Consider the following 14012-nt stretch of genomic DNA (forward strand, 5'->3'; position numbering starts at 1 on the left):
CACCTACTTCAATCCGGAGTGTGACATCGTGTTCATGACCTTACTTTGTAAGATAATAAAGAGAATGAGATTTGGTATAAACATAATTAGTGCTGCTGCTGCTGCCATTCCTTGGCCAACTACCACGTTGGTATCTGCTGCTAATGTGTTCATGAAGAATGCGAGTGTTCGCATACTTTCACTTGTTGTAAATAAGGTAGATGTCTCCAAGTCATTCCATACCAATTGGAAGGCCAAAATCGAAGCAGTTGCAATGGCTGGTTTAATTAAAGGTAAAATAATCTTCCAATAAATCTTGAAATTACTCGCACCGTCAATAACTGCTGCTTCGATAAGGGAATTCGGTATCTGATCAATAAACTGCTTGATCAGAAATAAGCCAACAGGCATAGCAATCAAGGGTAATATATGTGCAAAATACGTGTCTTCAATCCCTAAATAGGAGACGGTTAAAAAGCGAGGAATTGTAACCGCAATAGGGACAAACATCAAGGCTGCATTATTAATTTCAAAGATCGTATGTTTACCACGAAAATGTTTTTTGGATAAAACATATCCTGCTAAAGACGAGATAAAAACGGATAAAAAAACGACAGCAACAGTAACTAACAGACTATTAAATATATACCTACTTAATGGAATACCTGATGTATTAGCCAAATCAAATAGATTCCGAAAATTATCCAATATGGGTTTATCTACAAAGAATCTTGGCGGAAAGGCATACAGTTCGTCTAACGGTTTCAAAGCATGATTAATAATAAAGAGGATGGGTAGTAACATGAAAATGGCAAATGGAATTAAAAACAGATAAAATTTAAGCTGATCTTTATGAAATTTCTTGGGATTAATCCCGTTACCTTTAAAAGCCATCTCAACCTTCCTTTCTTAAGTGGGTGTTCAAGAAGTTCAAAGCGGCGCAGTCTTTGAGCAAACGGTCTTGCACGCCGGAAAAGTGATCTTCTTTTCCAAGGAGCGGAAAAGCAAGCCAACGCAGAAATTCGCCGTGTCATTTTTACTGGACTTTTTGAACAACCTTTCTTAGGACTCACTAAAGAGCTTTTTCGAAACATAGGAAAACAGATAAATAATCAACAGCAGTACAACAGATAGGGCAGCTGCATACCCCATTTCAAAACGGATAAATCCATAATCCTCAATGTGATTCACAATTAGCTGGCCGGCATAACCAGGTGTAGGATTGGCGCCAGTTAATTCGACTCCTATTGCACCGGTTGAGAAGGTGCCCACGATAGCCATTACGGCACCAAATAACATCTGTGGTTTCATGGAAGGAATCGTAATATAAATCAATTCTTGCAATCTATTTTTGATTCCATCAATTGCCCCAGCTTCATATAAAGATTCATCTACATTTAACACTCCAGCCAGCATAGCCAAAAAGCCAACACCCATACTGCTCCAGAGGGCCACAATAATCATAATTAATAAGATAAAGCGTGTGTCCTGCAGCCAAATTAATGGTTCTGTAATAACTCCCCATTGCATTAACAAGCTGTTGGCATAACCGGCTTGATTACCGCTAAAAATAACTTTCCATACCACTGCCATGGCTACCCCTTGTGTCATAGAAGGGGAATAAAAGATTAATGCTAAGACCATCCGCGGCAGCGGTGTAAGCTGGGCTAAAGACCAAGCAAGTAAAAAGGAAAGCACATATCCACCCGGACCTACAATCATGGCAAACAGTACGGTATTCGGCAGCACATATTGCATAAAGATCTCATCTTGTGTTAACAGATTGATATAATTGAGAATCCCAATAAACTCAGGTATCTCCACTGTATTAAAGTTAGTGAAAGATAAGATAATGGCCATTGCCACTGGAACAATAATAAACAGGGAAAATACGGCAATGTATGGGAGTAAAAAGAGATAAGGACTTTTATTATCTTTGTACATAGTGTTGTCCCTCCATTACTCGTTTTGATGTTCAGGATTGTCATAAGGCTCAATCCGTTCATCGTTTTTGATAAACCCAAACTCTTCTAGCTTTCGGGCAGTTTCACGATTAATTCGCTTGCTGGCAAGGTCAATGGCTGTACGTAAGTTTTCGCCATCCAATACAATAGAGTTATAGGCATTACTTAGTTCTCTTTCCAACATGTAACTTCCAGGCACACGCGGCACCTCTGTTATCCAATCTGCCTGAGAGAGAATGACCTCTTTATGACTGGTTATCCATGGCAGCCCATTGTATGCTTCGATATTTGCCGTATTCCACATATATTCTTTGCCGTACGTGGTTTGCAGGATGTTTCCAAAGGCGATTTGCACTTCGGTGCTGGCCCACCACTTCATAAACTCCCATGATGCCTCTTTTTTATCTGTATCTTTAAACATGATATTGCTTTCTGCTCCGCCGGCAGACCATCTCTCCACGCCCCCTTGCCCATTTTCAATCCCTGGCATTAAAGCGATCTCCCAGTTATTCGCTATTTCAGGCGCTGCATTGAGAATCAGGTTATACATGTGGAAATCAGAGATACCAATGGGTAGGGAACCATCGCGGAACTGCTGATAAAAACTTGGCACATCATACGGAATGTTATAGATCGTAAATAGCTCTGTTAGTTCACGCATGCCTTCAATTGTTTCGTTCTCATTTAACAAGGTACGATCGATCGTTTCACCGTAAAATCGACCCTGGTTTTGATAAATAATTGGCATCGTACCTGCAAACGTCTTCAAACCAGGCATGCCTGCCGTTGGATAGAAGAAGTTCATCCCTTTGCGCTGTAGTTCTGGCAAGTAAGTTCGCACTTCATCCAATGTATTTGGCACAGGCATGCCTAAGCGGTCAAGGATGTCTTTACGGTAAAACATCACCCAAAAATTCAAGGTATCAGGTAAGGCGTAAATACCATCTTGAACGGTTGCAGGAACATGCATGCCTTCTGGGAACAGCTGACTTGTTTCATCAAAACCATCTAGCTCACTCAAGTCTTGTAGGGCACCACGCAACGCAATTTCAAATGGCATTGCATAATTCACACCTAAAGCCACATCAGGAGCTTCATCTGCCGCATTAGCTAAAATCAGCTTATTTTCATCCGGCATAATGGATAAATCCACCTCGATGCCGGTTTCTGCTGTAAATTGTTCATCGATCATTTGCTGCATGATTTCAATATATTGTCTGGGACGGTTTACCCAGACTTGCAAGTGCTCCTGGTTCACATTATTCACGGCATAATCTTGTTTGGTAAACGATGTGAAAAGCCTTGAGATACTTGCCCATTGCTTTTCAAAGAATCCAGGCCCAGTGCTGATATCGCTTTCATTTTGATAAAAATATAGTTTGTCAATGGATACACCATTATTATTAATGTCTTGTAGCAAGGTACCCAAATCTGCTGTAATAGAAGATAACTCATTTTTTCTGCTGGCCAGCTTATCAACTTCATCCGCCAAACTTCTGAGTTGCACCTCGGCTATGGACAAGGCGGAGAAGGTACCAATTTCATTAACACCAGGATTGAATGGTTGGATCTCTTCATAAAGTGCAGCCAATTGATCAGCCCAATCCAGCAATTGTTGTTTAGTATCTGGAATGTATGATTCCACATCAATATCCCGGTTGCGGTCTACATTTGGTCCAACTAAATTGGTTAATTCAAGTGAAAGAGTCTGTATTTCAGAACTTAATCGTTCTACTTCTTCAATTGTCTGTTTCAACGGTGCGATACTTAATTGAAAACTTAACGTATGTTCTCCTTCTTCTATGTAAATCGGAATCTTATTCTGTTCCATATCAACAAAGGTCATTTGTTGATATCCTGTGGTATAAGAGACAGGATAATGCTGGAATGACTGAAATGGTATTTGACCATCTATTTTTACATCCATAAATACAGGGAAATCAGGCTTAGCATTTTGATTATAGTGCATACCCAGATAGTAGTATCCACTTTTATCAGCGGTAAATGTATACGTGATTTCATGTCCGGAACTAGAAAAGGAATCTCCGTCAATATGATTTAACAGGATATTATCCACACTGTACGGAGTAAGGTTGGCATTATAGGAACCTGCCGCCCTGATTGAAGAATCATTTTTGTATGTATACTCTTCCGCTTCTAGTTCAATATATTGATCGCCTGTTACATCTGCTTGTTCATGTTCTGGTAATGCTTCTACTCCTTTGAGGAAAACAGTTCTAACCATCAAATTGCCTTCTGTCACTCTTAGTTGCAGACGATTTTCCCCTTTATTTAATTTAATAAGAAACGGTTCACTATCACGATAACTAGCGTCAACAAGGTATTTCTCTTGCCATTCCTTCACATTAATTGGCTGTGGAGTAATTTCATTGTTGTATTTATCGCTCTGCACTTCACTGGGATTTTCCCATTTGCTTTCAAAAACAATATTTTGTAATTCATAAAATGGAAATTCCCCATTTATTTTCACTTCTAGTTGGGAAGGTAATACTTGCTCTCCTTCAATAAGATAGTCAAAACCTATTTGATAATAAGCTTCCTCAGGTGCTTCAATCGTTAATTCTACCTCATCTAATCGACTGATTTGTACAATGTCTTCTTCATCATATTTGGTGATGAAGGTTGAATCGTTCACTAACTCGCTTACATTATCAAACGTAATTAAGTCATTCTGATAAACGTTAACATCTTCATTTGATAGATAATTGCTGTATTTTTCATCTAATACATTCACATCACTGTCCGCCTCGTTTGTTGTTTGCTGATCATTTTCTTCAGCTTGCAATGTCATGTTAGTCCATGCAAAAGTCATGTATATAATACAGCAATAAAAAATGATAATGAGTAAACGAAAACCCTTCAAAGCTCCCACCCCCATACTTTTTGGTATAGATTAAAAACAATTTTATTTTCTAAAAGCATTAAATATATAGACAATCACACACTTTAAACATGCATTTAAAAATTACGTTCATGATTTCATTTTTATCTCAGATGAAATAGGTCAAAATACTAGTACTAAAATTAAATAAAAATGTTTATGAAAGAACTTTTCAAGTGTAGTCTCAAATTAATGAAATGGGTTTCATAAAAACAAAAGAAAATCCTATTGTATGTTTATACCCTCCTTTAACCATATTCAAATAATAAAACAAGTCTCATATAAAACCTATTAATGTCCTTCGACTCTTCAAAAGATATCTCACTTTATTAATATGATTAAATCAAAAAAATTATGAAACCCTTTTCAAAAAATATATTAAGCTACTGCTATGCATTTGTCAATACTTTTTTTGGTGCTAATTTGTTACAAAAATCACATACTATTAACCTTCCTGGAGAATCTAGCCTTCAGCAAAGCCTTCTCTATTTATTAACTCCGTCTAAATTTATCTATATTTTATCTAATCATTCGTCTGATATAATACCGAAGTCTCCATTACATATCCCTTTATCATGAGCATTTAAATGATAACCCATCTACAGGCAATCCTCTTATTCTCCAGTTGTGTTTTGGTATTCCAAAAATCACCCAACGATAAAGCACGAATGACATGGAAGCTTGCGACTACAGACGATTCACAACGTGATACATTTTGAAAGTGATTATACTAAAAAAGCCGAAATCTTGTATTCTTATAGCGTTCTAACTAGATTCTCATAGAATTCTCATCAAATCTTTACAGATATCTTATTTGTCCCCTTTAAGATATTTACAGAAGGGAGGAGAAAAAATTGGCAATAGAGATTTTCAGAAGAAAAGAGCAAAAGTATCTAATTACATTGGACCAATACGCGCTCTTATTGGAACAACTCATACCATACATGCGTCCAGATAAATTTGGTATAGAAGGAAGATACACTGTCAGCAGTTTATACTTTGATAGTGATGATCACAAGATTTATTTTGAAACCAAGAACAAACTATCTTTTCGGCAAAAACTCCGTTTGCGCACTTATGGTGAAACGGACATCGATGGAACTGCTTTTTTTGAAGTGAAACAAAAACATAAACGCGTTGTCAACAAACGAAGGATGATGCTGCCATTAAGAGAAGCATATCTCTACCTAAACGCATCAAGCAACAGACAGTTAACTGACTTCCACACATCTAACCAGCAGGTACTTCGTGAAATCGAACATTTTCGCAGATTGTACAAATTGAGGCCAGAAATGATCGTCAGCTATGACAGGCATGCACTCCACGGCATAAATGATTCGGATTTACGAATTACATTCGACTTCAATTTACGATGCCGTAATAATAATTTGCTTCTGGAGCACGGGGCCGATGGGGAACTCTTTATCGACCATAACCTGGTTGTACTAGAAGTGAAGGTAAATGATAGTGTGCCGCTATGGTTAACTCGTATTTTACAAGCACTACAATGTGAGCAGCGAAGCGCTTCGAAATATTGTACTAGTATGGAATTGCTGCAGAAAAACCAATTACAGAACGACTTAGAAAGAGAACATGTATTAGCAGGAGGAAGATAAAATGGACGTTATTAATCAAATATTTGGTTTACAAGTTGGTGAAACATCCAACATTTATATGATATTACTTGCATTGGTCATGGCAACCTTATTGAGCTTGATCATTACGAAGGTATACATTATCACATATACAGGTGAACGTTATAGCCAATCATTCGTACATACCATTATTATTCTGAGTATCATTGTCTCGGTAGTCATGAATGTAGTTAGTGACAATGCCGGTGTAGCATTTGGGTTATTTGCTATTTTTTCACTGATCCGATTCAGAAGTGCTGTTACCAATGTGAAAGATATTGCATATATTTTTTTCGGGCTTTGTGCAGGTATGACATGCGGACTTTTTCGATTTGACTTAGCGCTCGTACTCACCATATTTGCGTGCTTAGTACTTTACTTACTTTACAAATTTGAATACGGAAAAGGAAAAGATACACAAATCTTAAAAGTAACTGTACCGGAAAACTTGAATTATGAAAACTTATTGCAAGATGTGTTTACCGAGTATACACTAAGCTCTTCCTTGCGTCAGGTTGAAACTACCAACCTTGGAACAATGATTTTATACACGTATGCTATTCGGATGAAAAATGAAGCGAGTGATAAAGATTTATTAGACCGCATCCGCGAAAAGAATGCCAATTTAAAAGTATCAATAACTTATACAGAAAACAGCAATGGTTAGAAGGACAGATTTTACTGTTCCTTCTTTTCCGTCTAAATAACCACTTTCATATTCCATTTTTATATTTTTAAACAAAACTTTCCTTACTCATCCATTTACGCTCACGTGAGGCCATGCATGTACATCTCGCAAAATCCTATTCTTTCTTTCGTTTTAACGCAAGAGGCACCTGACATTCAATGCCAAGAAACGGAAACAAGCTCGTTTAAAGCTGGCTTCAAAAAATCAATAAATTCATTCACTTCTTGTGTTTCTACTTTTGTCAGCACATAGGTTGCCGAGGAGGGTGTGAAAATCTTTTCGGGTGGTATAACGGACAAGCTGTGATTTGCTATTTCCTCCCTAACCATCGAAACAGGCAAATAAGACACCCCCAGTCCATGTTCTATAAATTTCTTGGTCACCTCTGCTTGATTAACTGCCATTGTCCGAACAGTTGGATAATGTTTCTTCACTTCATTTAACAAGGCATCCCAATAATCCGGATGGTTATGAGTGATCAACCTATTATTAGATAACACTTCACTTTCTATCCTATTTTTTTGCATACTTGCTCCAACTAAAATAACAGGTTCTTCATGTATCTTTTCTATCTGCAAGCCGGTTTGCAAGGGCTGGACCCTTGACAGACCTAAATCGGCTCTCCCAGCACTAACCTCAGCGCCTATTTCAAAAGACTTCATCACATTGATAAATACTTCTATCTCATTATTTTCGTCGATAAATGCCCGCAACAAGGCTGGTAAAAAGGAAGAGGCAATTTGTGGTGCTGCGGCAATAATTAATTTGCGTTGATAGCCTTGCTTCCATGATTCAAAACCTTCCATCCCTTGCTGGTACGTTGATACTAATTCATTGGCATAAGAAAGAAACTGATATCCAGCTGGAGTTAACCGAACGGCTTTTCCTTTTCGTTCAAACAGTTGAATATTCAAATGCTCTTCTAAACGCTGAATATGTTTAGTAATTGCCGGCTGAGTAAGAAATAGTTCCTCAGAAGCCTTTCTGAAATTCTCGAATTTTGCAGCAATAATAAAGGTTTTTAGCCATTTTATATCCATAATCCACTTCCCCTCCACACTAATAACGAATCGTTATTAAAAATAACCGTTTTATTTAATTTTAATTATATAAGTTATCCACTATAATGCAATTAACACCTACAGATTTAGCAAAGATTATACTGGAGGAGGAATAGATGGATGAAACAACAGCCAAAAGATATGTGGAATGCCGATTTATATGATGGAAATCACTCTTTTGTATCCGAATTTGGGCACAGTTTAATTGAACTATTAGCACCTGTAAAAGGGGAACAGATTCTTGATGTTGGGTGTGGTACAGGAGATTTGGCTCAGCAAATATGCCAATATGGGGTGTATGTACAAGGAATCGATCAGTCGGAAAATATGATACAACAAGCACAGAATAAATACCCTGATATCATGTTTAAGGTCCAAGACATTTTGAAGTTGGAATATAATAGTGAATTTGACGCTGTTTTCTCCAATGCTACGCTGCACTGGATCAAACAGCCAAAACAAGCTCTTCATTGTATATATAACAGTCTTAAGCCTGGCGGGAGATTTGTAGCAGAGTTTGGCGGTAAAGGTAATGTCCAGATTATTACAAATGAAATCATCCATCAATTAGAAAGCTTAGAGGTACCCTATACACCAGAACAATTTCCATGGTATTTTCCCAGCATCGGCGAATATACCTCACTTATGGAGGAGATCGGCTTTAACGTCATCTTTGCCCACCATTTCGATCGGCCTACTCCTTTAGAAGGGGACGATGGTTTGAAAAATTGGATAGAAATGTTTGCCGGCAACCTCTTTAAAGATTATTCAGAATCTGTAAAAGAGCAAGTGATTAGCAATACAGAACACAGCTCACGAGATATTTTATATAAAAACAATCAATGGGTTGCGGACTATAAAAGACTTCGTGTTATTGGGATAAAATAAGACTTTTCCTCTGGAGCAAGAAGCTTATCAGATATATAGTTTATAAGCTTCTTAGCTTTTAGAGCATGCCAGAAAAACCTGCCTGTTCTTTTTCGCCCTTACACATCTATTTTATATTGTAATGATAACTCATCTGCAGGCACTCCCCTTATTCCCCAGTTGTGCTTTGGTGTTTCAAAAATGGTAATTTCTATATCTTGAGGAGATATGCCTAATTCACGATCGATTCGCTCAAACAATAGCTTAAATAGATGTTTCTTAGCTTGCACTGTTCTGCCCTCAAACATACTAATTTCAATGATGGTGTATGCTTCTGTTCTCCCATCTGCAAAATAAAAATCTTCTTTAACCATAGGAAAAAAGCGATGAAATTTCTTTTCTGGTGGAAATGCCAGGGCATCGACCATACAAGTATGAATAACCTTTGATAATGTTTCCTTGATTGGATTCAATCGATCCCTTACTCCATAAATTTTTATTTGTCCCATTCTTCCTCACCCTTCTCAGCTAATATTAGAGTACAGTATACAGACAATCCAAGAAAAAAGGCAATGTTCAGGCAATTAAAACCTTCGTATAATTTAACAAGAATTAGAGAAAATAAAAGGTAAGTATCATTCAAAGCAGTAAACAACACATTAATTGGAGGTGCTTGACTTGAACCAGCCTTACCAATGCCCTAAATGTAAAACAAACCGTTCACGCTTTAATGTGATTGAACAGGTTGCAAAACCAGTAAAATTAGATGCCTCTACTGGAGAAGTGATTAATAATTATGCACAGGAGCTCTTAGAGGCTTTTCATGTTGCCTACAATGGACCAGACCGAAGAATACAGTGTGGCGTATGCGGCTTAATTGAAGATGAAAACACCTTTATTAAGTATGCCCAAACGCCATAAAGCGAAACTTCTTGGGTTGTTACCCCACGCAGACTTCGTTGACATCCCACAAAACCTTGAAACGGGGAATTACGGACAGTTGGATAAATTTATAAGGGAGGATAGATAACGATGACCAAAAATCGAAAAGGACCCAAACAACAAGAACAACCCGATTTGCCGAAAAGTGTTAAACAACCCCATGGTGAACCATTAGCAGGTTCACATAAGGTAAAAAATAAAAATCATTCCCGGCAAAAACATGGCGCATCACATGATATGTAAAAGCAGTATTCAAACATCTAGCATGCAATCCTAGAATACAGCCTGTCGTATTGCTTTATTTTGTAAAATGACTGAGCAGAGCAATTGACACTCAGTCATTTTTCGTAAGCTCCCCTTTGACACAGTCATCCTATACACGCAGGTCACCTTTTAACAGCAAAAAAGTAGCATACTCCGCCAAGCATCCAGAACGGCTCCCAGAAGACTAATCTCCAAAATGTTGCATAAGCATCTAAATCAAACTGTAAAAGGTTAATAGCACTCATAGAAATCGTTATAAAATTCAATAAACCATACAAAAATAATAAAACACCTGCCGCTTTTGCTATATAGTAAAGTATCTTCTTTATGACAGCATTACTCCACTGAACAAAAAGCAATAACAATAATATAGCACCAAGTAATTTTATCAATCCAGTAAGCCACACAATCATGATAAATGAAGGTTCAGGATTGAGGGACATCTCATATACAGCCCCACCAAGAGATCTAACCCCAAGCATACCACCAATTGCCCAATAAAAACTCATCCCTGCAAAAATAATAGTCCAAGCTATTCCTAAAACAACGAACCAATGATTACGTCTAAAAGAGAAACTTTGTTCCATTTTCTCCCTCCCTATTGGGATTCAAACAAATAAAGAGCTAAAATCGTGAGTACTTATATAAGTTCCTTTACAAATAATACCCTATCTCGACCTGACCCATCATAGTCTGTACTCACAGGAATACCGTCGATTGACTTATCACCAGATTCAATCGCAAAGCCCATTCTTTGATGATATGCTATCGATACTTTGTTAACCGGCGAAGTAACACAACGAATTTTGGTGCAATTCTCAAGCTGAGCCTTAGCGAAAAACTGCTGATAAAGTACTCTGCCAATCTTTTGTTTACGATGATGGGGATGAACGCCAACAAAATGGATGTATGCTTCTTTTGGGTAAGTCTGAGATAGAAAGCCAATTAGAAAACCGACCACCTCTTCATCCACTTCGGCAATAAAACTAGTATCATTAAAATGATCAAAAAACAGCCTTGGAAGCATATCCGACATCTGACGACCTCCCCACCAATCATTAATTAATGGTGATACCGTATTATAATCTGCACTTCGCACTGTTCGTATCTGCATGTTTTCCTCCTTATCGATAAGTGTTACAGTTATTCTAACATAGTTTTTTAACTAAGTTGGTTATCTCTATCCATAAACTAGGTTAGAGAAGCTAGTATCCTTTAACTTTTCTATAGGTTTTCGTTGATAATGTAGACACGTTGATTGAACTTACTTACCTCACATTTTTTTCACGAAGTTAAGACCTATGGTTCAACCGATGCCATATAACCTTAATTAATGCACCTCTTGATCCAAAGTAATTGATTCCTATGCTTAGTCAGCTTCCATTTGAGTATTGAACTCATTTTTTTCTTCGACTGCACGAATATAGTGCCCGTCCGGATCATAAAAAGTGAAATAACCAAAATCATTAGTAAATACAGGTTCATTATCAATATGAGCTCCAGCTTGTTTAATCCGTTCATGCAAAGCAAGCAAATCGTTCGTTAATATCTCAATCACTGTCACGTGCCCTGTACTGCTTGTGATAAAGAATGAACGAGGAAATACAAACTTCAATTGTGTGACATCTTCCGGTTTGGTTTCCATCAAAAAAATGCCCGGCCCGTTTCCATTTTTCAGTGAAACATGTGCCTCCCCAAATGAATAGTCTGCTGAAATCAATTTGAAGCCTAATATATCACAATAAAAATCGACTGATTTTTTCAAATTTGTTACTGGAAACCTCATGCAGCAGTAACCGATTACATCTGCACCATTCTCCTTTTTGTTCAACATATTCTACATCTCCTTTTTAGATCTATTTTAGTTGTGAATTACTAGATTATCACTTGCTTTTTCAGCGCACCCCATTTTGCTTCTTTGCCTGTGCCTATAGCGAGAGTTATTTCATACCGTCCAAAGGTCTTAACTATATGTTCCTCATGTTGGAATACAACACACTCTTGTACTCCGCTTTTCCTCCCTAAAATTCGAAGTAATACCATCTGCTCGTTCCTTTCAATCCACATCTGCTTTCTGAAAATAAACCACCATGACGACAAAGCCTAACAAGGCCGTAAAGGCAATAATGATATAAGAATATTCCGGCGGATAGGTTGGCGGGAGGGTATGATTGGCTATATCTCCTGCCGCTGCCCATGGAAATAGAGCTCGATGTTCCGAATTTCCACTCATAACATTTATCAAAGTAATAACAACTGTAAAAATAATAGTGGGCACATAATTTTTCATCACAAGTGTTACCAAAATAATAGGAGTGGAAAGGATAAACAACAGCAAGCCGCCTACAGCAAATTGACGGATAGATGCTAATAACAGGTCAACAGTTAGTCCGTCAAACTGTGTTAACCAGCCTAAAAATAACGTAAGGGCCCAGGCAATTGCGGTCAAAAACATGATCCATAAGAAAAGCAGCAGCATTTTACTCATAATAAAGCTTATTCGTGATACAGGGATAGTAAATAGATTTTTCAGTGTATCCTCCACATATTCGCGATTGAACAAATAGGTAGTCACCACTCCATATAAAGGAACCCCAATAATCAGCACCGTATATAAATTCACATTGTAAAACAGGTCTTGAAAAGGGGTAGATGGCTCATTCAAAAAAGTAGCTATTACCACAACAAAAGGGGCTACAACTGATCCAAGAATGCTGATCACAAACATACTGGAACGTTTAAGCTTCAGCAATTCTGCCAATACTAAATTAACCAATCGTACCACCCCCGACCAATTTTTCAAAGTAATCCTCCAGCCGGTCTTCACTTAACTGTATTTTTAATACGTCTATATCATGCTGGACAAACAGCTTATTCATTAATGCTCGTTCCTCAAGCTGCGAGTATATCCGGATTCTTCCCTCGTCATATACTTGGTAATCAAACATCTGAAAGTGTTTCTCCAATAGCATGATTGCTTTATTATCATTCGATACTTGGAACTCAAGGTATTTGCGATTTTTTTGCCGAAGCTGGTCAAGGTCTATCTCTTCCAGAAGTTTTCCTTTATGTATGACCCCCATATGATCAGCCAACTGTTCAACTTCTGATAGAATATGGCTCGATATAAAGATGGTTATATTCCTTTCTGCTGCAAGGGACTTTATCAGCCTTCTCATTTCCTTTATGCCAATAGGATCTAAACCATTGGTAGGTTCATCTAATATTAAGAGTTCCGGATAATGGAGGAGAGCCCTGGCAATCCCTAATCTCTGTTTCATACCTAATGAATATTTACCAACCAGCTTTTTCTTTTCATTTTGCAGCCCAACAATTTCTAATGCCTCATAAATGGCATTTTTCTTGTGTATTCCCTGAATTCTTGCGTTAATCATCAGATTTTCTTTAGCAGTTAAATTTTCGTAAAACCCCGGTGTTTCCACAATAGAGCCAATTCGTCGTAATATTCCTTTCTTGTTGCTGGACAAATTCTCGCCAAACAGCTCAATTTCTCCATCAGTCGGTTGGATAAGACCCAATAACATCCGAATGGTAGTTGTTTTACCAGCCCCATTTCGGCCAAGAAAGCCGTAAATATCCCCGTGATTAACTGTTATACTCAGTTGATCCACAGCTTTTTGATCCCCATATGCCTTTGTTAAATTGGTTGTTTTAATAACACTCATTCCACAACACCTGCTTTCAATTAAG

15 protein-coding genes are annotated in these 14012 nt (G+C 37.7%); 5 read left to right on the forward strand and 10 right to left on the reverse strand.

What is annotated here, in order from left to right:
• Nucleotides 1-3 precede the first annotated feature (3 nt).
• From JOD18_RS03655 to JOD18_RS03665, 3 genes are all read right to left on the reverse strand, one after another.
• Entirely contained in the window at nucleotides 4-873 is an 870-nt protein-coding gene (locus JOD18_RS03655) for a carbohydrate ABC transporter permease (RefSeq protein WP_204667583.1), read from the reverse strand.
• Nucleotides 874-1041: 168 nt separating this feature from the next.
• A complete protein-coding gene (locus JOD18_RS03660; RefSeq protein ID WP_204667584.1) occupies nucleotides 1042-1923 on the reverse strand; it encodes a carbohydrate ABC transporter permease in 882 nt (293 codons plus the stop codon).
• 15 nt (nucleotides 1924-1938) lie between these two features.
• Nucleotides 1939-4755 (reverse strand): extracellular solute-binding protein, encoded by a 2817-nt coding sequence (locus JOD18_RS03665; RefSeq protein ID WP_204667585.1) that lies wholly within the window; start codon nucleotides 4753-4755, stop codon nucleotides 1939-1941.
• 944 nt (nucleotides 4756-5699) lie between these two features.
• Here JOD18_RS03665 and JOD18_RS03670 point away from each other — a divergent pair.
• Nucleotides 5700-6461 (forward strand): polyphosphate polymerase domain-containing protein, encoded by a 762-nt coding sequence (locus JOD18_RS03670; RefSeq protein ID WP_204667586.1) that lies wholly within the window; start codon nucleotides 5700-5702, stop codon nucleotides 6459-6461.
• A gap of 1 nt (nucleotide 6462) precedes the next feature.
• Nucleotides 6463-7146, forward strand: a complete 684-nt coding sequence (locus JOD18_RS03675; protein ID WP_204667587.1) for a DUF4956 domain-containing protein — start codon at nucleotides 6463-6465, stop codon at nucleotides 7144-7146.
• 176 nt (nucleotides 7147-7322) lie between these two features.
• On the opposite strand, the gene JOD18_RS03680 is transcribed toward JOD18_RS03675, so the two are convergent.
• Nucleotides 7323-8207, reverse strand: a complete 885-nt coding sequence (locus tag JOD18_RS03680; RefSeq protein WP_204667588.1) for a LysR family transcriptional regulator — start codon at nucleotides 8205-8207, stop codon at nucleotides 7323-7325.
• Nucleotides 8208-8348: 141 nt separating this feature from the next.
• Between JOD18_RS03680 and JOD18_RS03685 the strand changes: the two genes are divergently transcribed.
• Nucleotides 8349-9116, forward strand: coding sequence for a class I SAM-dependent methyltransferase (locus tag JOD18_RS03685; RefSeq protein ID WP_204667589.1), 768 nt, complete (start codon nucleotides 8349-8351; stop codon nucleotides 9114-9116).
• 98 nt (nucleotides 9117-9214) lie between these two features.
• Here JOD18_RS03685 and JOD18_RS03690 read toward each other — a convergent pair whose 3' ends face one another.
• Nucleotides 9215-9604, reverse strand: coding sequence for a tautomerase family protein (locus JOD18_RS03690; RefSeq protein WP_204667590.1), 390 nt, complete (start codon nucleotides 9602-9604; stop codon nucleotides 9215-9217).
• 169 nt (nucleotides 9605-9773) lie between these two features.
• Between JOD18_RS03690 and JOD18_RS03695 the strand changes: the two genes are divergently transcribed.
• Both JOD18_RS03695 and JOD18_RS03700 read left to right on the forward strand, forming a co-directional pair.
• A complete protein-coding gene (locus tag JOD18_RS03695) occupies nucleotides 9774-10016 on the forward strand; it encodes a DNA alkylation repair protein (protein ID WP_204667591.1) in 243 nt (80 codons plus the stop codon).
• Nucleotides 10017-10127: 111 nt separating this feature from the next.
• Nucleotides 10128-10280, forward strand: coding sequence for a small acid-soluble spore protein P (locus JOD18_RS03700; RefSeq protein WP_204667592.1), 153 nt, complete (start codon nucleotides 10128-10130; stop codon nucleotides 10278-10280).
• 143 nt (nucleotides 10281-10423) lie between these two features.
• Here JOD18_RS03700 and JOD18_RS03705 read toward each other — a convergent pair whose 3' ends face one another.
• The 5 genes from JOD18_RS03705 to JOD18_RS03725 form a co-directional block, all read right to left on the reverse strand.
• Nucleotides 10424-10888, reverse strand: coding sequence for a DUF3995 domain-containing protein (locus JOD18_RS03705; RefSeq protein ID WP_204667593.1), 465 nt, complete (start codon nucleotides 10886-10888; stop codon nucleotides 10424-10426).
• 53 nt (nucleotides 10889-10941) lie between these two features.
• On the reverse strand, nucleotides 10942-11415 hold the full coding sequence (locus tag JOD18_RS03710) for a GNAT family N-acetyltransferase (RefSeq protein ID WP_204667594.1): 474 nt from the start codon (nucleotides 11413-11415) through the stop codon (nucleotides 10942-10944).
• A 255-nt stretch (nucleotides 11416-11670) separates the two neighbouring features.
• A complete protein-coding gene (locus tag JOD18_RS03715; protein WP_204667595.1) occupies nucleotides 11671-12135 on the reverse strand; it encodes a VOC family protein in 465 nt (154 codons plus the stop codon).
• A 222-nt stretch (nucleotides 12136-12357) separates the two neighbouring features.
• Nucleotides 12358-13077 carry an ABC transporter permease gene (locus JOD18_RS03720; protein ID WP_204667673.1) on the reverse strand — a complete coding sequence of 240 codons (720 nt, stop codon included), beginning with the start codon at nucleotides 13075-13077 and terminating at the stop codon, nucleotides 12358-12360.
• Entirely contained in the window at nucleotides 13070-13987 is a 918-nt protein-coding gene (locus tag JOD18_RS03725) for an ATP-binding cassette domain-containing protein (RefSeq protein ID WP_204667596.1), read from the reverse strand. Before JOD18_RS03725 ends, JOD18_RS03720 begins: the two co-directional genes overlap by 8 nt.
• Nucleotides 13988-14012: the final 25 nt, after the last annotated feature.

The organism is Gracilibacillus alcaliphilus, assembly GCF_016909015.1.
Taxonomy (GTDB): domain Bacteria; phylum Bacillota; class Bacilli; order Bacillales; family Amphibacillaceae; genus Gracilibacillus; species Gracilibacillus alcaliphilus.